At 72.9% G+C, this 22,164-nt stretch carries 24 protein-coding genes; 13 read left to right on the top strand and 11 right to left on the bottom strand.

What is annotated here, in order from left to right:
* Positions 1 to 77: 77 nt before the first annotated feature.
* The gene (locus tag ACE1OA_RS24240; protein WP_356598296.1) at positions 78 to 1,247 is read right to left on the bottom strand and encodes a steroid 3-ketoacyl-CoA thiolase; all 1,170 of its coding nucleotides are present in this window, start codon (positions 1,245 to 1,247) and stop codon (positions 78 to 80) included.
* Between the two features lie 240 nt (positions 1,248 to 1,487).
* On the opposite strand from ACE1OA_RS24240, the gene ACE1OA_RS24235 reads away from it, so the two are divergent.
* The 3 genes from ACE1OA_RS24235 (at position 1,488) to ACE1OA_RS24225 (ending at position 4,685) form a co-directional block, all read left to right on the top strand.
* Positions 1,488 to 2,735, top strand: coding sequence for a cytochrome P450 (locus tag ACE1OA_RS24235; RefSeq protein WP_356774086.1), 1,248 nt, complete (start codon positions 1,488 to 1,490; stop codon positions 2,733 to 2,735).
* A 199-nt stretch (positions 2,736 to 2,934) separates the two neighbouring features.
* Positions 2,935 to 4,020, top strand: a complete 1,086-nt coding sequence (locus tag ACE1OA_RS24230) for a DUF2330 domain-containing protein (protein ID WP_432753373.1) — start codon at positions 2,935 to 2,937, stop codon at positions 4,018 to 4,020.
* Positions 4,017 to 4,685, top strand: a complete 669-nt coding sequence (locus tag ACE1OA_RS24225; protein ID WP_356598302.1) for an O-methyltransferase — start codon at positions 4,017 to 4,019, stop codon at positions 4,683 to 4,685. The genes ACE1OA_RS24230 and ACE1OA_RS24225 overlap by 4 nt, the downstream gene beginning before the upstream one ends.
* Positions 4,686 to 4,710: 25 nt before the next feature.
* Here the strand turns inward: ACE1OA_RS24225 and ACE1OA_RS24220 are convergent, their stop codons facing one another.
* Positions 4,711 to 5,115 (bottom strand): hypothetical protein, encoded by a 405-nt coding sequence (locus tag ACE1OA_RS24220; protein ID WP_356598304.1) that lies wholly within the window; start codon positions 5,113 to 5,115, stop codon positions 4,711 to 4,713.
* A gap of 89 nt (positions 5,116 to 5,204) precedes the next feature.
* Positions 5,205 to 6,293, bottom strand: coding sequence for a serpin family protein (locus tag ACE1OA_RS24215; RefSeq protein WP_432753372.1), 1,089 nt, complete (start codon positions 6,291 to 6,293; stop codon positions 5,205 to 5,207).
* A gap of 12 nt (positions 6,294 to 6,305) precedes the next feature.
* Here ACE1OA_RS24215 and ACE1OA_RS24210 point away from each other — a divergent pair, with 12 nt between their 5' ends.
* A complete protein-coding gene (locus ACE1OA_RS24210; RefSeq protein WP_356598308.1) occupies positions 6,306 to 6,644 on the top strand; it encodes an antibiotic biosynthesis monooxygenase family protein in 339 nt (112 codons plus the stop codon).
* A 132-nt stretch (positions 6,645 to 6,776) separates the two neighbouring features.
* The gene (locus ACE1OA_RS24205; RefSeq protein WP_356598310.1) at positions 6,777 to 7,253 is read left to right on the top strand and encodes a GNAT family N-acetyltransferase; all 477 of its coding nucleotides are present in this window, start codon (positions 6,777 to 6,779) and stop codon (positions 7,251 to 7,253) included.
* 46 nt (positions 7,254 to 7,299) lie between these two features.
* Here ACE1OA_RS24205 and ACE1OA_RS24200 read toward each other — a convergent pair whose 3' ends face one another.
* Entirely contained in the window at positions 7,300 to 9,354 is a 2,055-nt protein-coding gene (locus ACE1OA_RS24200; protein WP_356598312.1) for an MDR family MFS transporter, read from the bottom strand.
* 147 nt (positions 9,355 to 9,501) lie between these two features.
* Here ACE1OA_RS24200 and ACE1OA_RS24195 point away from each other — a divergent pair, with 147 nt between their 5' ends.
* The gene (locus tag ACE1OA_RS24195; protein ID WP_432753371.1) at positions 9,502 to 10,830 is read left to right on the top strand and encodes a peptidoglycan-binding domain-containing protein; all 1,329 of its coding nucleotides are present in this window, start codon (positions 9,502 to 9,504) and stop codon (positions 10,828 to 10,830) included.
* Between the two features lie 135 nt (positions 10,831 to 10,965).
* Positions 10,966 to 11,634, top strand: a complete 669-nt coding sequence (locus ACE1OA_RS24190) for an HAD-IA family hydrolase (RefSeq protein ID WP_356774071.1) — start codon at positions 10,966 to 10,968, stop codon at positions 11,632 to 11,634.
* Between the two features lie 29 nt (positions 11,635 to 11,663).
* On the opposite strand, the gene ACE1OA_RS24185 is transcribed toward ACE1OA_RS24190, so the two are convergent.
* A complete protein-coding gene (locus ACE1OA_RS24185) occupies positions 11,664 to 12,434 on the bottom strand; it encodes an ABC transporter permease (protein WP_432753370.1) in 771 nt (256 codons plus the stop codon).
* 382 nt (positions 12,435 to 12,816) lie between these two features.
* Between ACE1OA_RS24185 and ACE1OA_RS24180 the strand changes: the two genes are divergently transcribed.
* The 4 genes from ACE1OA_RS24180 (at position 12,817) to ACE1OA_RS24165 (ending at position 16,598) form a co-directional block, all read left to right on the top strand.
* Positions 12,817 to 13,479 carry an HNH endonuclease family protein gene (locus ACE1OA_RS24180; RefSeq protein WP_356598320.1) on the top strand — a complete coding sequence of 221 codons (663 nt, stop codon included), beginning with the start codon at positions 12,817 to 12,819 and terminating at the stop codon, positions 13,477 to 13,479.
* A 67-nt stretch (positions 13,480 to 13,546) separates the two neighbouring features.
* The gene (locus ACE1OA_RS24175; RefSeq protein ID WP_432753369.1) at positions 13,547 to 15,223 is read left to right on the top strand and encodes an alkaline phosphatase D family protein; all 1,677 of its coding nucleotides are present in this window, start codon (positions 13,547 to 13,549) and stop codon (positions 15,221 to 15,223) included.
* 148 nt (positions 15,224 to 15,371) lie between these two features.
* Positions 15,372 to 15,824, top strand: coding sequence for a DoxX family protein (locus tag ACE1OA_RS24170; protein ID WP_356599156.1), 453 nt, complete (start codon positions 15,372 to 15,374; stop codon positions 15,822 to 15,824).
* A gap of 150 nt (positions 15,825 to 15,974) precedes the next feature.
* Positions 15,975 to 16,598: a DedA family protein gene (locus tag ACE1OA_RS24165; RefSeq protein ID WP_384867567.1), complete on the top strand. Its 624-nt coding sequence runs from the start codon at positions 15,975 to 15,977 to the stop codon at positions 16,596 to 16,598.
* Here ACE1OA_RS24165 and ACE1OA_RS24160 read toward each other — a convergent pair.
* Positions 16,558 to 16,806 carry a DUF2277 domain-containing protein gene (locus ACE1OA_RS24160; protein ID WP_356598326.1) on the bottom strand — a complete coding sequence of 83 codons (249 nt, stop codon included), beginning with the start codon at positions 16,804 to 16,806 and terminating at the stop codon, positions 16,558 to 16,560. The genes ACE1OA_RS24165 and ACE1OA_RS24160 overlap by 41 nt on opposite strands.
* A gap of 212 nt (positions 16,807 to 17,018) precedes the next feature.
* On the bottom strand, positions 17,019 to 17,240 hold the full coding sequence (locus ACE1OA_RS24155; protein WP_356598328.1) for a hypothetical protein: 222 nt from the start codon (positions 17,238 to 17,240) through the stop codon (positions 17,019 to 17,021).
* Between the two features lie 192 nt (positions 17,241 to 17,432).
* Here ACE1OA_RS24155 and ACE1OA_RS24150 point away from each other — a divergent pair, with 192 nt between their 5' ends.
* A complete protein-coding gene (locus tag ACE1OA_RS24150) occupies positions 17,433 to 18,191 on the top strand; it encodes a GntR family transcriptional regulator (protein WP_432753368.1) in 759 nt (252 codons plus the stop codon).
* On the opposite strand, the gene ACE1OA_RS24145 is transcribed toward ACE1OA_RS24150, so the two are convergent.
* The gene (locus tag ACE1OA_RS24145) at positions 18,133 to 18,942 is read right to left on the bottom strand and encodes an MBL fold metallo-hydrolase (RefSeq protein WP_356774061.1); all 810 of its coding nucleotides are present in this window, start codon (positions 18,940 to 18,942) and stop codon (positions 18,133 to 18,135) included. The genes ACE1OA_RS24150 and ACE1OA_RS24145 overlap by 59 nt on opposite strands.
* A gap of 133 nt (positions 18,943 to 19,075) precedes the next feature.
* On the opposite strand from ACE1OA_RS24145, the gene ACE1OA_RS24140 reads away from it, so the two are divergent.
* Complete coding sequence (locus ACE1OA_RS24140; protein ID WP_432753367.1) at positions 19,076 to 19,525, top strand: lamin tail domain-containing protein; 450 nt, start codon at positions 19,076 to 19,078, stop codon at positions 19,523 to 19,525.
* A gap of 55 nt (positions 19,526 to 19,580) precedes the next feature.
* Here ACE1OA_RS24140 and ACE1OA_RS24135 read toward each other — a convergent pair whose 3' ends face one another.
* The 3 genes from ACE1OA_RS24135 to ACE1OA_RS24125 form a co-directional block, all read right to left on the bottom strand.
* Complete coding sequence (locus tag ACE1OA_RS24135; RefSeq protein ID WP_384867505.1) at positions 19,581 to 20,126, bottom strand: DUF4231 domain-containing protein; 546 nt, start codon at positions 20,124 to 20,126, stop codon at positions 19,581 to 19,583.
* A 77-nt stretch (positions 20,127 to 20,203) separates the two neighbouring features.
* On the bottom strand, positions 20,204 to 20,749 hold the full coding sequence (locus ACE1OA_RS24130; RefSeq protein ID WP_386541606.1) for a flavoprotein: 546 nt from the start codon (positions 20,747 to 20,749) through the stop codon (positions 20,204 to 20,206).
* Between the two features lie 197 nt (positions 20,750 to 20,946).
* On the bottom strand, positions 20,947 to 22,116 hold the full coding sequence (locus tag ACE1OA_RS24125; protein ID WP_432753366.1) for a PP2C family protein-serine/threonine phosphatase: 1,170 nt from the start codon (positions 22,114 to 22,116) through the stop codon (positions 20,947 to 20,949).
* Positions 22,117 to 22,164: the final 48 nt, after the last annotated feature.

Below are 22,164 nucleotides of genomic sequence, written 5' to 3'. Positions count from 1 at the left end.
CGGGGCCTGCCGCGTTCTCCTGGGCTTTCGCGGCGCCGTTCCTGCCGCCGTCCCGGGCCCCGGACACCCCTGGGGGGTCAGAGCCGCTGGATGATGGTGCCGGTCGCCAGCGCGCCGCCCGCGCACATCGTGATCAGGGCGAACTCCTTGTCCGTGCGTTCCAGCTCGTGCAGCGCGGTGGTGATGAGGCGCGCCCCGGTCGCCCCCACCGGGTGGCCGAGGGCGATGGCGCCGCCGTTGACGTTGACCTTCTCCAGGTCCTGGTCGAAGACCTGCGCCCAGCTGAGCACCACCGAGGCGAAGGCCTCGTTGATCTCGACGAGGTCGATGTCCCGGAGCGACATCCCCGCCTTGCCGAGGACCGCCCGGGTCGCGTCGACGGGGCCGTCGAGGTGGAAGTGCGGGTCGGAGCCGACCAGAGCCTGGGCCACGATCCGGGCGCGGGGGCGGAGCTTGAGCGCGCGGGCCATCCGCTTGGACGCCCACATCAGCGCGCAGGCGCCGTCGGAGATCTGGGAGGAGTTCCCGGCGGTGTGGACGGCGGTGGGCATGACCGGCTTGAGCCGGGCGAGCGCCTCCATGCTGGTGTCGCGCAGCCCCTCGTCGCGGTCGACGAGGCGCCACATGCCCTGCCCGGCGGCCTGCTCCTCCTCGGTGGTGGGGACCTGGACGGCGAAGGTCTCCCGCTTGAAGCGCTCCTCGGCCCAGGCGTCGGCGGCCCGCTCCTGGGACAGCAGCCCGAGCGAGTCGACCCGTTCGCGACCGAGCCCCCGGCGGCGGGCGATCCGCTCGGCCGCCTCGAACTGGTTGGGCAGGTCGACGTTCCACTCGTCCGGCCAGGGCTTGCCGGGGCCGTGCTTGGAGCCGGAGCCGAGCGGCACCCGCGACATGGCCTCCACGCCACAGCTGATGCCGACGTCGATGACCCCGGAGGCGATCATGTTGGCGACCATGTGACTGGCCTGCTGCGAGGAACCGCACTGGCAGTCGACGGTGGTCGCGGCGGTCTCGTAGGGCAGGCCCATGGCGAGCCAGGCGTTGCGCGCCGGGTTCATGGACTGCTCGCCGGCGTGGGTGACGGTGCCGCCGACGATCTGCTCGACGCAGTCGGCGTGGATGCCGGTGCGCCCGAGGAGTTCACGGTAGGTCTCGCCCAGCAGGTAGGCGGGGTGCAGGTTGGCGAGCGCGCCTCCGCGCTTGCCGATGGGGGTGCGTACGGCTTCGACGATGACGGGTTCCGCGGCCATGAGCTCGTCCTCTCCTCGCCCGGGCGGGGTGTCCCGGCACCCCGCCGCAGGGAACTAGTACGCGTTCTAGTTCTGAGTGCAGTCTTATGACTGCTACCGCGGGTACGCAAGAGTTGTGCACACACCTGCGTGCACCGCCTTCCGGCAACACTTCCCGCCACGGGCCTTGCCACTTGTAGAACTCGTTACTACCTTTCGGGCAACTTCTGATGGGCCGTCAGACAATGGAGCGTGTTGCCGATGCCCTGCCCTCACCTCCCCGAAGGGTTCGACGCCACCGACCCCGACCTGCTCCACAGCCGCATCCCCTTCCCGGAGTTCGCGCGGCTCCGGCAGACCGCGCCCGTCTGGTGGTGCCCCCAGCCGCGCGGCGTCACGGGCTTCGACGACGAGGGCTACTGGGCCGTGACGCGGCACGCGGACGTCAAGTACGTCTCCACCCACCCCGAACTGTTCTCCTCCGCGGAGAACACGGCCGTCATCCGCTTCAACGAGCACATCACCCGGGACCAGATCGAGGTCCAGAAGCTGATCATGCTCAACATGGACCCGCCGGAGCACACCCGGGTCCGCCAGATCGTCCAGCGCGGTTTCACGCCCCGCGCCATCCGGAGTCTGGAGACGGCCCTGCGCGAACGCGCCCGCGCGATCGCCGAGGAGGCGAGGCGGAGCGCCGACGCCGACGGCTCCTTCGACTTCGTCACCCGGGTCGCCGTCGAACTGCCGCTCCAGGCCATCGCCGAACTCATCGGCGTCCCGCAGGAGGACCGCGCCCGGATCTTCGACTGGTCGAACAAGATGGTGGCGTACGACGACCCCGAGTACGCCATCACCGAGGAGATCGGCGCCGAGTCCGCCATGGAACTCATCGGCTACTCCATGAACCTGGCCGCGGCCCGCAAGGAGTGTCCGGCCAAGGACATCGTGACCCAGCTCGTCGCCGCCGAGGGTCAGGGCAACCTCTCCTCCGACGAGTTCGGCTTCTTCGTCCTGCTGCTCGCCGTGGCCGGCAACGAGACCACCCGCAACGCCATCAGCCACGGCATGCACGCCTTCCTCACCCACCCCGAGCAGTGGGAGCTCTTCAAGCGGGAGCGCCCGGCGACGGCCGCCGAGGAGATCGTCCGCTGGGCCACGCCGGTGGTCTCCTTCCAGCGCACGGCCACCCAGGACACCGAGCTCGGCGGCCAGAAGATCCGCAAGGGCGACCGGATCGGGCTCTTCTACTCCTCCGCCAACAACGACCCCGAGGTCTTCGAGAACCCGGAGAACTTCGACATCACCCGCGACCCCAATCCGCACCTGGGCTTCGGCGGTGGCGGTCCGCACTTCTGCCTGGGCAAGTCCCTCGCCATCAACGAGATCGAGCTGATCTTCCACGCGCTCGCGGACGTCCTGCCCGACCTCGTGCCGGCCGGTGAACCCCGTCGGCTGCGCGCCGCCTGGCTGAACGGGATCAAGGAGCTGCGGGTCCGGATCGCCGACTGAGCAGGGAGGCGGGGGCTCCCCCCGACGCCTGACGTCCCCGCCTCCCGCCGGGCCGGGCTCGGGCGTCGATGCAGGGGCGCGGGTGCCGGTGGGCAGGGGCTCAGGGGCGGGTGCCAGGGGCCGCCGGTGGGCCCGGGGCGCGGCGGCCCCGGACCGGAGTCGCCGGAACCGGATCTTGGTGCGCCGCGTCTGAACCCGCATGCGGGGGAATCACAGAATCCTGGCCACGCTGTTCGCGCTGCTCGCGCTGCAGCTCGGCTCACTCGTCGCACCGGCGTACGCCTGCGGCTGCGGCGCCATGATCCCGGACCGGACCCAGCGCATCGGCGTCGACCGGGAGACCTCGGCCGTGCGCTGGGACGGCCGCACCGAACAGATCGTCATGCGCTTCACCGTGCGCGGGACCGCGGAGCGGGCCGCCTGGATCATGCCGGTACCCGGCCGGGCCGACGTGACGCTCGGCGACGGGGCGCTCTTCGACGTGCTCGACCGGATCACCCGGCCCGAGCACCGCGAACGGCACTACTTCTGGCCGCGCGGCGACGACTGGCCCTTCGCCGGCGGCGACACGGACGGTGCGGCGGCCGCCCCGCCCGGCGCCGGAGCGGACGTCGGCGTCGTCGGCCGCGAACGACTCGGCCCCTTCGACGTGGCACGGCTGACCGCCACCGATCCGAAGGCGCTCAGCGGCTGGCTGAAGGAGAACGGCTTCGAGCTCTCGGACCGGCTCGCCACCGAACTGGAGCCCTACGTCGAACGGAAGTGGGAGTACGTCGCCGTCCGCCTCGCGCCGCAGGAGCGCGGCACGGCCCTGCACGGCCGACTCGACCCGCTGCGGATCTCCTTCGCCAGTGACCGGCTCGTCTACCCGATGCGGCTCTCCCGGCTGGCGCAGACCCCGCAGTCGCTCGGCCTGTACGTCCTCGCGGACCACCGCATGGAGCCGCGCACGGACATCGGCGGCCGCCCGCCCGAGGTCAGGTTCGCCGGAGCCGTCGAACCGGAAGGCCCCCTCGCGGACCTCGCCGGGCCGGGAAAGGTGTATCTGACCGCCCTGGACCAGGAGTTCCCGGTCCCGTCCCTGATCGACGGCGACCACGAACTGCGGGCCGCGCCCTCCGACGCGCCGTACCGGGAGGTCGTCTTCGAGGACCGGTTGCTGACCGTCGCCGGCGGGGTGCCGGTGTGGCTGCTGGCCGTGTCGGGCGTCCTGGTGGCGGCCGTCGGTTCCGTCGTGGCGATCCGGGTGCGACGCGGGGGCACCGGGGTACGTTCGGCCGCATGACACAAGAGCGATGGACCGCCGTGGACCGCTACTTCACCGATCTGCTCGCACCCGCCGACGACGCCCTCGCCGCCGCGCTGGCCGACTCCACGGCCGCCGGGCTCCCGGAGATCGCCGTCGCCCCGAACCAGGGCAAGCTGCTGCACCTGCTGGCCCGTGTGCACGGGGCGCGGTCGGTCCTGGAGATCGGCACGCTGGGCGGGTACAGCACGATCTGGCTGGCCCGCGCGCTGCCCGCCGACGGCCGGCTGATCAGCCTCGAGTACGACCCGGCGCACGCTGACGTGGCCCGGGCCAACATCGCCCGGGCCGGACTCGACGAGATCGTCGAGGTCCGCACGGGGGCGGCGCTGGACACCCTCCCCCTGCTGGAGGCCGAGGGGGCGGGCCCGTTCGACCTGGTCTTCGTCGACGCCGACAAGGTGAACAACCCGCACTACGTGTCCTGGGCGCTCAGGCTCTCCCGCCCCGGCACGGTGATCATCGTCGACAACGTGGTGCGCGGCGGCCGCGTCGTCGAGCCCGACCCGGACGACCCGGCCGTCACCGGCACCCGCGAGATGCTCGAACTCGTCTCGCGCGAGCCGCGGTTGGACGCGACGGCCCTCCAGACGGTGGGGTCGAAGGGGTACGACGGCCTGCTGCTGGCGCGCGTCGTCGGCTGACCGGTGCGGGGCCGCGTCGAGGCGGCTACCTCCACTCGTAAATCCGGCCCGAGACCTTCCCGCTCTCCTCCGTGTCGAACTCGAACAGGGCCGCGACGCCGACGAGCCGGGCGAAGGAGGAGGCGGCGGTCTCGTAGAACAGCGCGCCCCGCCAGTCGACCCCGCCGGAGTCGTTGAAACGTCCCACACCCGAGCCGTGCCAGGTGATGGTCTCCCCGTCCTGGGTCATGGTGACGCCCTGGCCCTCGCCGAAGAGGGTGCCGTCGGGCCGTACGAGGGACTCGTAGGTCCCCATGTCCTTGACCGGTGCGCCCAGAAGCGTGCCGGTCGCCTGGAACGATGCCTCCACGACGGGGTGGCCCCCGTCGGTGGACAGGACTCGCGTCCCCGTGGTCTCTCCCTGGATCTCGCCGAGCAGTTCGCCGAGCATGACGGGACTCCTCTCCGTTCCCTCCCGGAGTGGTCGATCCCCGTGTTCCGGACTACGCCTGATGCCGGGCGCCGTCAAGCGGGACCCGCTCAGCCCGTGGGGGCGCTGGACCGCCAGCCCGCGAAGAGGGGGACGGTGCCCGATCCGTCGAGGACGACGACACCGAAGGGCCGGTCGAAGACGATCTCCTCGATGACCTGCCGGCGGGGCCGGGCGGCGCTCCGGGTCATCACGACGGCGGTGACGGCGGCCGCCTCCACCCCATCCTCGGCGACTTCGACCAGCGCCTCCTGGACGACGTCGGCGAGGAACAGCTCCCGCGGGGAGAGCCCGGAGAAATCGGCGCCCGGGCGCAGGGACCGGGTGACGCCGAGCGCCGGCAGCTGCCCGTGCACCTCCGTCCTCGTCCGCAGCGAGAACCGGGGCAGCGCGAGGTCGACGCCGTCCGCCTCCACCGCCCGCCGTCCGCGCGCCGCCCAGGCCGCGGGCAGGGTCCCGGCCGGCCCCTCGCCCTCTGCTCCGAGCACGAACCGCACCCGCGCCGCCGTCCCTTCGGGGCCCGCGCACGGCAGCTCGACGACGGTGGTCGCGCCGACCCGCCAGGCCCAGGACACCGGGATCCGCCGGCGCATGGTCGGTACGTCGACGGTGGAGCCGCGCCGGTCGGTGAACGGCGCGGGCCGGGTGTCCTCGGCGCGGAAGCGGGTCGCCCATGTGGCCTTCAGCGCAAGGGCGTTGACCAGGACCAGGTCCTCGGTGCCGTCGAGCGCGACGGGCAGCCGGTCGATCCGGCCGTCGGTGGACTTCCGCACCCAGGCGTCGAGTTCCTCCTGCGCCCGGTCGCCCAGCGGGCCGAAGCCGACGTCGGGGAGCCCCTGCCGGAACGACGTCAGCACCGGCACCCTGCTCCACACCCCGGTCGCCACCGAGAGCGCGCCGGTCCGGCCGACGCGCCGCCCCACGACCGTCATCGCGTCGGCCGCCGCGTCCCCCTCGACGCCGAGGAGTCCCCGCAACTCCGTGGCGGTCGCCCCCCGGGCCCCCGAGGCGACGGCGGCCAGCGCCAGCCACAGTCCGGCCGGGGAGCAGACGAAGTCGCCGTCGCCGAGGTGGGGCAGCCAGCGCTCGGCCAGCGCCCGAATCGCACCCGTATGCGTCGCCGGATCGATGACGGTCATATCCTGCCCTTCATGAGCATCGTGAAGATCAACGTACTGAGTGTCCCGGCGGAGCAGCGCGAGGTGCTGGAGCGGCGCTTCGCCTCCCGGGCCGGGGCCGTGGAGGGCTCCGACGGCTTCGAGTGGTTCGAGCTGCTGCGCCCGGTGGAGGGCACGGACCAGTACCTGGTGTACACCCGCTGGCGCAGCGAGGAGGACTTCCAGAACTGGATGAACGGTTCCATGAAGGCCGCCCACCAGGGCACCGCGGGCGGCGAGGGCGGCGAGGGCGGCGGCGAGCGCCCGAAGCCGGCCGCGACGGGATCCACTCTGTGGTCCTTCGAGGTCGTCCAGCAGGCTTCCCCCAAGTAGCCGGAGGCAGAGCCGGGTCCGGGCTGGCCTGGTCCGGTCCGGTCGGGAGCGGAAGGCTCCGGGTGCCCCGGGCGCGGGAGGGCCCGTCAATTCGGAGGCGGGCCCGGGGCGTCCCCGGCCACAATGACCCGCATGAGCTGGTCCTTCTCCCCCGAACGCGTCGACACCCCGGACGCCACCGCCCTGCGCCGCGACTACTACGGCGAGGTCGCCGGCCGCTACTGGAAGCGGCCGGCGACCGAGGCCGAGATCGACGAGGGGCTGGCGGGCGACGGGGTCGAGCTGCTGACGGCGCCCACCGGGGCCTTCCTCGTCGGCGCCTTCGCGGGTGCTCCGGCGGCCTGCGGCGGGCTGCTGATGCTCGACGCCGAACGCGCCGAGCTGACCCGCGTGTACGTCCGCCCGCCGTACCGCGGCACGGGCGGCGCCGGCCTGCTGCTCGACACGCTGGAGACGGCCGCCCGCGACCTCGGCGCGCACAGGATGGTCCTGAACACCCGGCTCGACCTGATCGAGGCGCGCACGCTCTACACCCGCCACGGGTACGCGGAGATCCCCGCCTACTGCGAGGGCCCGTACATGGATGTCTGGTACGGCAAGAAGCTCTGAACGTCCGGGGCCCGACGGGGCCCGCGCCCCCGGACTGTCCGGGAGCCTACGCGTGGTGGTCGCGGGGCGGTTCGGGCGCGGAAGGCCGTTCGGCGTCCGAACCGCACAGCTCGGACGTCAGCTCCTCCACCAGCGCCACGAGGTCCGTGGGCCGTTCGGGCCCCCACCAGTCGCCGAGCAGTTCGGCGAGCGAGTCCTCGCGGGCCTTCGCCAGCCGGGTCGCGGCCAGGAGCCCCTCCTCCGTCAGGACGAGTTGCACGCCCTCGCGCTGTACCAGCCGGCGTTCCTCCACCTGGCGGGAGGCGTCCGTGATGGCCCGCAGCGGTACGGGCGTGGCCTCGGCGAGCCGGGCCGGTTCGACGGTGCCGTGGCGGCGGATCCGCAGCAGCAGCCAGCTCGCCGCGGGCAGCAGGTCGAAGCCGGCGCGTTCGGTGATCTTCTCGTAGATCTCCTTGCGGCCCTCCCGTGAACCGAGCACGGACAGGGCGCGGGCGCACTCGTCGTGCGAGGAGCGCTCCACGGGGTTGGAGGCGAGGGTCTGACTCGTGTCGGGGGCCGTCACCGAACCGCGCAGCTTGTCCTCCTTGAGGAACCAGGCGGTGACGAAGGCGACGAGGACGACGGGTGCCGCGTACAGGAAGACGTCGGTGATGGCGGTCGAGTACGCGTGCAGGACCGAGGGCTGGAGGTCCGCCGGCAGGGCGGAGATGGCGCGCGGGTCGGCGGCGATCCGGTCGGGGCCGGTGCCCGGGGGGAGCGTCTGTCCGGCGAGCGCGGCGTCCAGTTCGGCGTTGAGCCGGCTGGTGAAGATCGTGCCGAAGACGGCGACGCCGAAGGACGCACCGATGGACCGGAAGAAGGTCGCGCCGGAGGTGGCGACGCCGAGGTCCTCGTACGACACCGCGTTCTGCACGACGAGGACGAGCACCTGCATGACCAGGCCGAGTCCGGCGCCGAAGACGAAGAAGTAGACGCTCATCTCCCAGGTGGAGCTGGTCTCCGTCAGCCGGTGGAGCAGCAGCAGCCCGAGCGCCGTGATGCCGGTGCCGGCGATGGGGAAGACCTTCCAGCGGCCGGTGCGGGAGACGATCTGGCCGGACGCGGTCGAGGTGATGAGCAGGCCGAGGACCATGGGCAGCATGTGGACGCCGGACATGGTCGGGGTGACGCCCTGGACGACCTGGAGGAACGTCGGCAGGAAGGTCATCGCGCCGAACATCGCGAAGCCGACCACGAAGCTGATGACCGAGACGAGGGTGAAGGTCCGGATCCGGAACAGCTTCAGGGGCAGGACGGGTTCGGCGGCCCGCCGTTCGACGCGGACGAAGGCGACGAGGAGGACGGCGCCGAGCACGGCGAGACCGATGATCTGCGCGGAGTCCCAGGCCCAGGTGGTGCCGCCGAGGGAGGCGACGAGGACCAGGCAGGTGGCGACCGAGGCGATGAGGAAGGTGCCGAGGTAGTCGATGGTGTGGCGGGTGCCGCGGGCCGGGATGTGCAGCACCGCGGCGATGACGAAGAGGGCGACGATGCCGATGGGCAGGTTGATGTAGAAGACCCAGCGCCAGGAGAGGTGCTGGGTGAAGAGCCCGCCGAGGAGCGGGCCGAGGACGCTGGTGGCGCCGAAGACGGCGCCGAACAGCCCTTGGTACCGGCCGCGTTCGCGGGGCGGCACGAGGTCGCCGACGATCGCCATCGACAGCACCATGAGTCCGCCGCCGCCGAGGCCCTGGACCGCGCGGAAGGCGATGAGCTGTGGCATGTTCTGGGCGACGCCGCAGAGCGCCGAGCCGATCAGGAAGATGACGATGGCGGCCTGGAAGAGCTTCTTGCGGCCGTACTGGTCGCCGAGCTTGCCCCACAGCGGCGTCGCGGCGGTCGCCGCGAGCATGTACGCGGTGACGACCCAGGAGAGGTGTTCGAGGCCGCCGAGTTCGCTGACGATGGTCGGCAGCGCGGTGGAGACGATGGTCTGGTCGAGTGCGGCGAGCAGCATGCCGAGGAGCAGTGCGCCGATGGCGACGACGACTCCTCGCCGGCTGCTCCCCTCCCCCGGCGCGGGGCCGCCGCCGATGTCCGGCGGGCGTACTTCCTGGGCCATGGGCGTCTCCGGGGGTGTCCTCGGGGTCGTAACCCCTCCATCCTGATCCGAATGTCCGGTTATGGCCTGCGGGAGGGGGCTGCCGCCCCTTCCCCGTCCAGGAACGGCCTGCATAATCGCTCGCAAGTTGGTATGGGGAGGGGATCCATGGTGAGCGGACAAGCATGTCCTGAATGCGGTGTACACAGACCTGGCTGCGCCTGCGCCCGGAAGCGGATAGCGGAGGCGGAGGACTTCGACCCGCTGCGCATCCGGCCGTACGTGACGCTGGAGGCGCCGGAGGGGGTGTACGGGCAAGGGGAGGGTCCGGGACACCCGTCGGCGGGTCCCGCGCAGCCGGCGACGGAGCAGGGGCTTCCGCCGGCTCCGCCCGCGGCCGGGCCGGTGTACGGCGCCCCGGAGTCGTACGGGGAGCTGTCCCCGTACGTGCCGGGAGCGGTGGGACCGGGACCGCTGCCGCCGGAGGCCCCGCACGGGCTTCCGCCGCTGACGGACCCGGGTGCCGGCGGTGGCCACGGGCGGCCGCTGCCGCCGACGGCCACCGGGCCCGGGACGACCGGCGACCCGTCGGAGACGATGCCGCTGCTGCTGCCCGGACTCGGCGGGCAGGGCGGCGGGCCGGCGGCATCGGTGGGGCACGGCAGGAACGGGGGCGCGGGCATCGCGGCGGGCACGGAGCACGGCGTCGCCGCGGGCGCCGTCGCCGGATCGGCACCCGGTGCCGCGCAGGACTTCGCCGACGGCCTGGTGCCGCACCTCGCGGCCGAGGTCGCGCCGTACCCGGCGCCGGGCACCGGGCCCGGTGCCCCCGGGCCGGATTTCGCCGACCCCGGGTCCGCGTACGACACCGAACAGGACTTCGAGATGGGGTACGGGCCCGAGCGGCCCGCCACCCGTCGGCGCGGCGCGGTCGTCGCGCTCGCGGCGGCCGTGGCGGTGGCCGTCGTCGGTACCGCCGCCTTCGCGTCGGGCATCTTCGACGGCGGTGAGTCGACCGAGGACCGGGCGGCCGTCCCCACCGTGACGTCGAGCGCGTCCGAGAACGTCGCCGTCTCCGAGTCGCCGACGGCCTCGCCGTCCGCCTCCGCGTCCGCGTCGCCGTCCGCTTCGGCCTCCGCCTCGCGGTCCGCGCGAGCGACGGCCACCGCCTCCGCGACCCGGACCACGGCGGCCGCCACGACCGGCGCCACCGCGTCGTCCGCGACGCCCCCGAGCAACTCGGTGGCGCCCCCGAACCCGTCACGAGACGCGCTCGGCCCGACGCTGCGGTACGGCGACTCGGGGCCCGAGGTCCGGGAGCTCCAGGACCGGCTGCGGCAGCTCTGGCTGTACAGCGGCCCGTCGGACGGCGAGTACGGCAGGAAGGTCCGCCACGCGGTGGAGGTGTACCAGTCGTACAAGGACATCGACGGGGACGAGGAGGGCGTGTACGGGTCGAACACCCGCCGGGCGCTGGAGGCGGAGACGAGCGGCTGAGGTCCGCGATGCGGACGGATTGGCGGAGCCGCGCCGCTTTTTGTATCGTGAAGGAACAAAGTGGGTCCCGCTCGCATTCCCTGACCGGTGGGCGGGTCCACTTCGTTCTCCTTCCACCCCTTCTGGAGACCGTTGATGCCCGCCAGCACCCCGGCAACGCTCACCGCCCGCGCCCTCCTGCTCGACATGGACGGCACCCTCGTCAACTCCGACGCGGTCGTCGAGCGCTGCTGGCGCCGCTGGGCCGTCCGGCACGGGCTCGACCCCGTGGAGGCGCTCAAGGTCGTCCACGGACGCCAGGGCTACGCGACGATGGCCGTCCTCCTGCCCGAGCGCCCCATGGCGGAGAACCACGCGGACAACAAGGTGATGCTCGCCGAGGAGACGGCCGACCTCGACGGCGTCGTGCCCGTACCGGGCGCCCCCGCCTTCATGACCGCGATCGCCTCCCTCCCGCACGCCCTGGTCACCTCCGCGGACGCGGCCCTCGCGCGGGCCCGGATGGGCGCGGCACGGCTGCCGATGCCGGCGATCCGGGTCACGGCGGAGTGCGTCGGCGCCAGCAAGCCGGACCCGGAGGGCTTCCTCAAGGGCGCGGCGGAACTGGGCTTCGCCCCGGAGGACTGCGTGGTCTTCGAGGACTCCGAGGCCGGGATCCAGGCCGGCCGCGCGGCCGGCATGCGCGTGGTGGGCGTGGGACCGCGGGCGGCCGCCTTCGGCCCCGACATCCACGTCCGCGATCTCACGGACCTGGCGCTGTCGGTCTCCGAGGACGGCACGATCCGGCTCACGGTCCTGCCGTAGGCGACGGGCACGCACCGTCTCGCCCCATCTCACCGGCCCGGCTTCGCGCCCTCCCGGGCGGCCGGCCCGCGCACCAGCCTGCCGCGCGCCACCAGCTCCAGGACCACCGCCACCGCGACCGCCTGGACGACCATCAGCGCGACGAGGACGAAGAGCTGGACCGCGCCCGCCTCCCACGGTGACGCCCCGCCCAGCAGCATGCCGACGAAGGCGCCGGGCAACGTGACGAGACCGACCGTCCTCGTCTGGTCGAGCCCGGGCAGCAACGCGTCCGAGGCCGCCTCGCGCGCCACTTCGAGGCGCGCCTCCCGCTCCCCCAGGCCGACGGCCAGCCCCGCCTCGACCTCGCCCCACCGGTTCCCGAGTTCGTCCAGCGCGCGCCGCCCGCCGAGGACGGTCGCGGTCAGCGCGCCCCCGATGAGGATGCCCGTCACCGGAATGAGCGCGACGCCCCGCACCGGGACGAGCCCGGTGAGGACGAGCGTGCCGACGACCGGCGCGACCCCCGCCGCGATGGGCAGGCCCGCCCACCACCAGCCGGCGCCGGCCCGGGTGACGCGCCGCCCCGCGGTCCACACCGCCACCCCGTACATGAGCAGCAGGAATCCGAGCAGCAACGGCAGGTGCCGCATCACCCATCCGATGACGAGGGACACCGCCACGAGCTGAACGGCCGCCCGCAGGCCGGCGACCAGGGTGTCGCGCGGCCTCCCGAGCCGCGCCACCGCGACCACGTCCGCGGCCGCCGCGAGCAGAACGGCCAGGACCACCCCGAAAGCGACGCCGACGTCGAGAAGCACGCGCCAAACCCTAAGGGCTGTCCCGTAGGGCGTGTGGCGCAGGGAGCGCCGTCCGCCCGGGCGGGCCAGGGCCTCTCGTCTGGTTCCTGCCGGGTTCGGCCTGATCGACAGGACACCCCCCCCGGCCCCGCGCGGGACGAGCGGCACCCGCGCGAGGGCCGGCGCCGTGGACCAGGTGGGACGTACCGGGCAAGACCCGGCGCCGGCGCCTGATCTGGCACTTCGTCAGTCCCGTTCGACCCCTTGATGTGACGTGCCCATGTCGCCACCCTGTTACCTGGCGCATCCCGCATGGAAACCTCGCGCCGCCACGATGACCTGGCCACCCGGCACCCGCTCGGGGACGGTTCGGCCCAGGTCCCCCCACACCAAGGGAGTTCGCATGCCTCTCTCCAGTGTCTACGCGCGTCGAATAGCCCGCCGCGCCACCGTGCTCGGCGCCACCGCCGCCCTCACCGTGACCGGCCTCCTCGCCACCGCCCCGACCGCCCAGGCCGCGATGCCCACGCCGGTGAGCGCCGCCACCGCGCGGTCGTACCTCGCCTCGCTCACGGTCAAGGCGGAAGGTTCCTCCACCGGTTACAGCCGCGACCTCTTCCCGCACTGGATCACCCAGTCGGGCGCCTGCAACACCCGCGAGACCGTGCTCAAGCGTGACGGGGTCAACGTCGTCACCGACTCCAGCTGTGCGTCCGTGAGCGGCAGTTGGTACTCGCAGTACGACGGCGCCACCTGGACCGCCGCCTCCGACCTGGACATCGACCACATGGTCCCGCTCGCCGAGGCGTGGCGTTCGGGCGCGAGCTCCTGGACCACCGCCAGCCGGCAGTCCTTCGCCAACGACCTGACCCGCCCCCAGCTCATCGCCGTCACCGACAACGTCAACCAGTCCAAGGGAGACCAGGATCCGGCGGAGTGGATGCCGTCGCGCACCGCGTACCGCTGCACGTACGCCCGGGCCTGGGTGCACGTGAAGTACTACTGGAACCTGAGCGTCGACTCCGCCGAGAAGAGCGCCCTCCAGTCGGTCCTGAACGGCTGCTGACGCCGGTACCCGTGTGATCCGCCCCGTCGTTCCGTACCGTACGGCGGAACGGCGGAGGGGGATCACGATGACGGCCGGACTCAGGATCGGACCGGTACTGCGGTACGTCGACGGGGTGACGGGCACCTCGGCGACGGTGTGGGTCGAGACGGACCGCCCGTGCACCGCGGAGATTAGGTGCGCGGACGGCGCGGGCGGCCGCGCACGGACCTTCCAGATCGCCGGTCACCACTACGCCCTGGTCCCGGTGACCGGGCTGACCCCGGGCGTGGCGACCGCCTACGAGGTCCTGCTCGACGACCGCCCGGTCTGGCCGGAGCCCGGCTCCGGCTTCCCGCCGAGCACCGTCCGCACGCCGGCCGACGGACTCCGGGTCGCCTTCGGCTCCTGCCGCTGGGCGGCGAAACCGGCCGCCGGCCACGACCCCGTCGGCCCGGACGCGCTCGACACCCTGGCGACGGCCCTGATCGCCGACCCGGGCCGCGAACGGCCCGACGTCCTGCTGCTCCTGGGCGACCAGGTGTACGCGGACGAGACCTCGGCCGCCACCCGCCGCTGGCTCGCCGCCCGCCGCGACCCGCGCGACGCCCCGGGCTCGGAGGTCGGCGACTACGAGGAGTACACCCGGCTCTACGACGAGTCCTGGCGGGACCCGGAGGTCCGCTGGCTGCTCTCGACCGTCCCCAGTCTCATGATCTTCGACGATCACGACGTGATCGACGACTGGAACACCAGCGCCGCCTGGCTCGCGACGATGCGGTCCACGCACTGGTGGCACGAGAGGGTGGTGAGCGGGCTGATGTCGTACTGGGTGTACCAGCACCTCGGCAACCTCTCCCCCGCGGAACTGGCGGCCGACCCCTTGTACGCCGAGATCCGCGCGGTGCCCGACGGGACCGAGCCGCTCCGCCGCTTCGCGGCCGAGGCGGACGCCGATCCGGCGCGGGTGCGGTGGAGTCACCGCAGGGACTTCGGCCGGACCCGCGTCCTGATGGTCGACACCCGGGCGGCGCGTGTCCTGACGGAGGACTCCCGGGCGATGCTGGACCCGGCCACGGCGGCCTGGGTGCGCGCCCAGGCTCTGGACGGCCCCGGCACGTACGACCACCTGCTGGTCGGCACCTCGCTGCCCTGGCTCCTGCCGCCGCTGATCCACGACGCGGAGGCCTGGAACGCGGCCCTGTGCCGGGGCGAACGGGGCGGGCCCGCCGGGCGCTGGGCCCGGTTCGGGGAGCGGCTGCGGCAGCGCTCGGACCTGGAGCACTGGGCGGCGTTCCCCGAGTCGTTCGAGGAGCTGACGCGGCTGCTCGCGGAGGCCGCCGGCGGACCCCCGGGCGGCCGCGCGCCGGGAGTGGACACCGCGGCGGCGCCGGCCACCGTGTGCGTGCTCTCGGGGGACGTGCACCACGCCTACGTGGCGGAGCCCCGCTGGCCGGACGGCGGCCCCCCGGCCCGGGTGGTCCAGCTGACCTGCTCCCCGCTCCACAACGCCGTCCCCGCGTCGATACGGCTCGGCTTCCGCTTCGGCTGGAGCCGGGCGGGGCGCCGGCTGGGGCGGCTGCTGGCCCGGCACGGCCGGGTGGCCCGGCCTTCGATCGGCTGGCGCAGGACGGGCGGCCCGTGGTTCGGCAACCAGCTCATGACACTGACCCTGCGGGGGCGTTCGGCGATGCTGACCCTCGATCAGGCGCGGGCGGGGGCAGGCCTGGTGACCGTCGACGAGCGCGTGCTCGACGCGGGGTGACGCTCCCCACAGCCGCCCACGTGGCCGAATGTTGAACTTGCAAGTACAGGTGAGGGATGCCTAACCTGACGGCCTCATCGGTTCCGTCCCCCACGTTCCGTTCCCCCACGAACGGACACGACCGAAGGAGTCCGTCCCCATGAACAACCTGGCGAACCGCCTCCACCGGGCGCAGCCTTACGCGCTCGGCCTGTTCCGCATCGTCGTCGGCCTGCTCTTCGCCTGCCACGGCGCCGCCTCGCTCTTCGGCGTCCTCGGCGGCGCGATGGGCGGAGGCACCGTCGAGGCCGGCACCTGGCCGGGCTGGTACGCGGCGGTGATCCAGCTCGTCGCGGGTGTCCTGGTCCTGGTCGGACTGGGTACCCGTACCGCGGCGTTCGTCGCCTCCGGGTCGATGGCGTACGCGTACTTCAAGGTCCACCAGCCCGAGGCGCTCTTCCCGCTGCAGAACAGCGGCGAGGGTGCGGCCCTCTTCTGCTGGGTGTTCCTGCTCCTCGTGTTCACAGGGCCGGGCGCGCTCGCGCTGGACCGGCTCTTCGGGGCCCGGAGCGCGGGCGCCGGGGAGCAGGTCGAGGAGCGGCGCGCGCCGGTCGCCGCCTGACCCCGTGGCCGTCCGGTGCGGCAGGCGTCCCTCCTGCCGCGCCGGGCGTGTGACACCCGTGCACCACCGGGGCCGGAGACCGCAAGAGCGGTTTCCGGCCCCGGTCGCTGTGTGCGGCGCCCGGCCCGCGTAGGCTCTGGCGCTGTGAATGTGCTCGACAGCATAGGGTCACTGCGGTCGCTGACCGCGGGGCCGTGGATCTACGCGGCGGTGGCGACGTCGGTACTCCTCGACGTCTTCCTGCCGGTGCTGCCGAGCGGAATCCTGGTGATCACGGCCGCGACGGCGGCGGCGACGGCCACCGCGACGTCGACGGACGTGCCCTCCGTCCTGCCGCTGCTGCTGTGCGCGGCCACGGCGTCGGTCCTCGGCGACTACGTCGCCTACCGGCTGGCCTGGCGCGGTGGGGCCCGGCTGGACCGGGCGATCGCCCGCTCGCGCCGCCTCACCCGGGCGCAGGAACGTCTCGGCACTGCGCTGGCGCGAGGTGGCGGCCTGCTCGTCGTGATCGCGCGCTTCGCCCCGGCGGGGCGTTCCGTGGTCTCCCTGGGCGCCGGCGCGGCCCGGCGCCGGATCAAGGAGTTCCTGCCGTGGTCGGCCCTCGCCGGCGTGGCCTGGGCGGGCTACAGCGTGGCGCTCGGCTGGCTCGGCGGGCTGTGGCTGGGCCCGACCTGGATCAGCGCGGGCGTCTCCGTGGTCGCGCTGTTCCTCGCGGGCGCGCTGGCCGCCTATGTCATACGGCGTCCGGCTGCGCCTCCGGTCGCGGCCTCCTGACCCCGCGCACCTCGAGGCCGTCGAGCAGCCGGGCGGTCGCCTCCGCGATCTCGTCCACGGCGCGGTCGAACACCTCGCGGTTGTGGGCGGCGGGGTGGTGGAAGCCGGAGACCTTGCGGACGTACTGCAGGGCGGCGGCCCTCATGTCCTCCTCGGTCGCCTCTTCGGGGAGGGCGGGCGGGCGGAGCGTCTTGATGCTTCGGCACATGCCTCCAGTGTCGCGCGCGGCACCGACAACCGGCGGCTCGGCGCGTCCGCGGGGCGGGCGCACGCGTACGACCGGGGGCGACGGGGCCGCCGGCCCCGAGGCGACCGGGCCCGCCCGGCGGACGCGACACCACGGGCCGGCGCGGCACGGCACCGTGTGCCAGGGCAAAGGGAGCCGGGCGGCGGAGCCGGACGCGGGCGTGCGAGGGCGCCTCAGCTGAGGCCGCGCCGACTTCGCGCGTTGATCTCCGCGGCCCGCGCCCGCAACTCCCGCATCGGGGTCGCGAGCTGTACGTCGTCCGGCTCGGCCTCCCACGTACTGCCGCCGCTGACCGGCCGGATCAGGAACCGGCCTGCGACGCTGTCCATGTAGAAGCCGACCCGCCCGGTGGCGATATCGCGTACGAGGTCCCCGACCTCGGGCAGTGACTGCACGAATCCCCTCCGTCCCGGAGTCGCAGATCTCTGGAGATACAGACAGGGAATCCTGGAGGCACCTCCCTGTCAACGTATCTCTAGAGATGTCCCCCGATGGATGGATCGCCCGCGCGGGACGGCCCAGACGCGTGCACGGGTGCGAAGGAGCGCGCCGTAGGGTGTCCCGCAGACGAAGGGAGTGGTCCACCCATGACTGACCCGGACAGCGGCCGTCGGCCCAAGTACCAGCGCATCGCCGACGAGTTGAGAACCGCCATCCAGGCAGGCGCTTTCGCCCCGGGCGACCGGCTCCCCGGCGAGAACGACCTCATGACCACGTACGAGGTGGCCCGGATGACGGCTCGGCAGGCCCTGTCCGTCCTGCGCAACGAGGGCCTGGCCGAGGCCCGCAAGGGCGCCGGGGTCTTCGTGCGCGCCTTCCGCCCGCTGCGCCGCCGGGGCATTCCCCGCCTCGCCCAGGAGCACTGGGGCACGGGCCGCTCGGTCTGGTCGGCGGACATCGAGGACCGCGCCCTGGTGGTGGACCAGATCGAGGTCCGCGAGACGGCGGCGAACACCCGGGTCGCCGACGCGCTCGGGCTGACGCCCGACGCTCAGGTCTGCGTCCGCAGCCGCCGCTTCGTCCTCGACGACAAACCGGTTCTGCTCTCCGTCTCCTACCTGCCCGCCCGCCTGGCCCAGGGCACCCCGATCTCGACGCCGGACACGGGCCCGGGCGGCACCTACGCGCGGCTGGCCGAACTCGGCCGGCAGCCGGTGCACTTCCGGGAGGAGATCCGCTGCCGGATGCCGACGGCCGACGAATCGTCCCGCCTCACGCTGGAGTTCGGCACCCCCGTGATCCTCATCGGCCGGACGGCCTTCACCGCGACGGGTGAGGCGGTGGAGCTCAACGAGATGACGCTGGACTCGGCGTCGTACGTCCTGGAGTACGACTTCGACGCGTGACGGCGAAGACGCGGCCGGGCGCGGCGTAGGCGACCTCGCCCCCGAACGTCCCGGCCGCCTCCGCCACGGCCTGCGCGGGCTCGGTGCCCGGTCCGACGTGCGTCACCACCAGGCGACCGGCGCCGGCGTCGGCGGCGCTCCGCCCGGCCTGCGGCGCGGAGTGGTGCCCGGGCAGGTCGCCGTCGGCCTCGCAGACGAACAACTCGCAGTCGCGCGCGAGTTCGGTGAGGGCGGGGCACGGCTCGCAGTCCCCCGAGTAGGCGATCCGACGCCCTTCGGCGTCCCCGACCCGCAGGGCGAAGGCGGGCAGCCCTCCGTGCTCCACGGACCGGCTGTGCAGGGTGAGCCCGCCGACGCGGGCCTCGTGCCCGTCGTGCAGCTCCTCGACCGCGAAGGCGTCCTCGACCGGGCTGCGCAGGGGGCCGTTGGTGAGGAAGCCGGCGAGCCGGTCGGCGATGCCGGGCGGCCCGTACAGCGGCAACGGGGCGTCGCGCCGGACGTCGGCGTACCGGAGGCCGTAGTAGGCCGTGAGCAGGTCGGCGCTGTGGTCGGCGTGCAGGTGCGAGATCCACACCGCGTCGAGCTCCCCGAGCCCCGTGTGGCGCTGGAGCTCCCCGAGCGACCCGCTGCCGGCGTCCACCCACACCCGCGCGCCCCCGCCCTCGACGAGATAGCCGGAGCAGGGGTTGCCGGGCCGGGGGTAGGGCGTGGCGGATCCGAGCACGGTGATCCGCAGAGCGTCGTCGGCCATGCCCGGATTCTAGGGCCCGACGGGGATTCGTGTACGTATTCCGGAAGTTGTGCTTGAAGCGTGAACGTCGTGCGTATTCTGTGTCCTCGCCGGGGTCGATTCGGTGACCTCCCGGCAGAACCGAGGGACATTCATGCTCCGTACGCGCTCCGTCGTCGCTGCCGCCGCAGCGGCGGCCGCCGGCCTCCTCCTGCTGCCGTCCCCGGCACAGGCCGCCGGCTCGGTCCACGTCTACAAGATCTACTACGACAGCCCGGGCTCGGACACCCGCTCCAACACCAGCCTCAACGGCGAGTACGTCCAGATACGCAACACCACCCCGGCGGCGGTCAGTCTGAAGGGCTGGACGGTGACGGACGCGGCGAACCACAAGTACACCTTCGGCACCTTCACCCTCGGCAAGGGCAAGACGGTGACGATCCGCACGGGCCGCGGCACGAACACGTCGGCGACGCTCTACCAGGGCCGCGGGGCGTACGTCTGGAACAACGACCGCGACACGGCGACGCTCCGCACGCCGTCCGGCCGCTGGGTCGACAACTGCTCGTACAACTCGACCCGGGTCGACTACACGATGTGCTGACCCGCCCCTGACGGCGAGTCCCCGGCCAAGCCCCTGGCCGGGGACTCGCCCACCCTCAGCCGCCCCCGCGCACCGGGCGCGCGGCCGGCACGGCGTGCTGCTGCACGTCGGCGTCGACCTGCCCGCCGAGCGTCATGACGTTGAGGGTCGCCGAGTTCTCGCTGGCGATGGCCTTCTCGACCCGCGCCACGAGCAGGGTGAAGCAGTCCCGCTCGGGCAGCCGGTGGTAGGGGCCCACCCTGGTCTCGAAGTAGATCCGTTCGTGCCCCAGCAGCTGTTCGGTGGAACGGTAGTTCTTCCACTGCTCGCGATACCGGTAGACGCTCTCCAGCGACACCGACGCGACCACGACGAGGCTGAGCGCGGTCGCCGTGATCCGTGCGAACGACAGATCCAGGTTGACCAGTACGGGCACGAGCGCGCCCCCGACGACCGAGACCGTCCGCATCCGCAGATGCATGGCCTTCATCCTGGTCGCCTTGCGGTCGTACCACTCCTGGTACTGCAGCAGCCGGCTCTCCACATACGCCTGCGGGGTCATGTCCCCGCCGCCGGGCCGCACTTCGATCACCGGGCCGTCCCCGTCCCCCACGTCTGACATGCCCGGAGTACATCGCCGCCGCCCCGCGCCGTCAACCGGAACCGGCGAAACCACGCCGGCCGAGTCCGTCACCTCGGTCACACGTGGAGACGCGGCTCGCGCAGGGCGTCGAGGGCGGTCCGCCAGGGGTAGGCCGCCGCGTTCGCCTGACCCGACCCGTCCGGTACGGCACCGCCCTCGCCGAGCAGGACCCGCACCCCGGCGGCGCGGAGCGTGGCCACGGACTGCTCGAACTGCGGGTGCGCGGCGAGCGCGGCGTTCAGGCACGGCATGACCGCCGTGGGGGTGCCCTTCCCGATCGCCTCGGCGAGCACGCCGACGACGAAGGACGACGTCAGCCCGAGGGCCCAGGCGTTCACGCTGTTGAAGGTGGCCGGGGCGAACAGGATCGCGTCGGCCACGGGCCACGGCTCCGGATCGCCGGGCAGGCCGTGGTCCCAGCGGACGGGGTGCCCGGTCAGCGCCGCGAGCCCGTCGAGCGATCCGCCGAGCCACCGGGCCGCGGTCGGGGTCAGCCCGAGGCAGACGTCCCAGCCGTCGGCCTGCGCGTCCTCGATGACCCGCGCGATGTCGCGGACGGGCGCGGCGGCGCTGGAGAACAGGTACAGGGTCCGAGTGCTCATTCCCCTATCCGATCACACACGACGTCCCCCACCTCGAACGGAGTCGAGGGGAGCGCTCCCGACGGGCTGGTGACCGGCGTTGCCCGGCTCGCGCCGGCGCGAGGCCGTCGATCCGGTGTCCTGAAGGACGACCCTCCGCCTGGCGTGCACCGCATCCGACGCCGTGCGCCGATCCTCGAAGATCGCCCGGGCAGGACCTAGTCCTGAGTGCCTCGCCAGTCCAGGCAGACCACGGTGGCGTCGTCGTGCAGGACACCCTGCTGGGCATGCAGAACGGCCTGGGTGAGCGTGTGAACGGCATCGCGAGGATGCAGATCGCGGGTGCTTTCGATCAGGGTGGGAAGGTCTTCGGCGGCGGCGTTCCGCTCGAGCATGCCATCGGTGACCAGGATGAGGCGGTCGCCTGGTTGCAGCTGGAGAGACTGGACGCGGTGCGGGTGCGGCAGGGGGGCGCCGAAGGGCGGATCGATCTCGGGAGTGATGTGTTCGAGGCGTCCCCCGCGCAGGCGCCAGGGCCAGGGGTGGCCGGCGTTGACGAAGCCGACGCTTCCCGTCCGCAGGTCGACGCGCAGGAGCTGGCCGGTGACCAGCGGGCCGAGGAGTCCGTGGTCGAGCAGGGCCTGATGGGCCTGCCGGGCCTGTTCGGCCAGATCGGCTCCACTGCGCCGGGCACAGCGCAGAGCGCCGACGAAGAGGGTGGCCATGAGGGCGGCACGGACGTTGTGCCCCATGGCGTCGGTGATGGACACATGAAGGGTGTGTCGGTCGAGGGAGTGGTCGAAGGTATCGCCGGCGATCGTCTCGCTCGGGATCAGCTCCCCGGAGATCGTGAACTGCGGTGCTTCGCAGGTGAGGCTGTCGGGCAGGAGAGTGTTCTGGATCTCGGCCGCCAGGTTCACCGGGAGGGTGCGGCGACCCCACTGGTAAAGGTCGGTGAAGCGGCGGTTGGCGATGAGGATGTAGGCCAGGGCATGGGCCGCCTCGGCGATCGTCTGCACGGTTGCGGGTTCGGGGGCTTCCGGGAGGAAGACCTCGAGCAGCCCGACGGCATCCCCGCGGTTGGTCACCGGGGCCACGATCCGGACCTGCCCGTCGGCATCCGGGGCTGGGCGGACGGACACCCGTTGGTCGCGCAGTACCTGTTCGTAGACGGTGCCGGGCAGCTTGATGTGCTCCCGTTCCTCGGCGGCTCGGGTGTTGGTCAGACATACGACGGCGTTACCCGTGAAGTCGGTGATCAGGAAGGACACGGATCGGGCATCCAGGGTCCTCGTCAACTCGAAGGCGACCGCCTCGGCCGACTCGACAGGCATCCTTGCCTCCGCCGCGGCAAGCAGTCCGGCCAGCCCTGCAGAACCCTCGACCATGTCCGGCTCCTTTTCGGTGGATCCGCTCAGGGACCACTCGCGCGACGT

The organism is Streptomyces sp. JL2001 (assembly GCF_050917515.1).
Taxonomy (GTDB): Bacteria; Actinomycetota; Actinomycetes; order Streptomycetales; family Streptomycetaceae; genus Streptomyces.
This window is presented reverse-complemented; position numbering and strand designations above follow the sequence as displayed.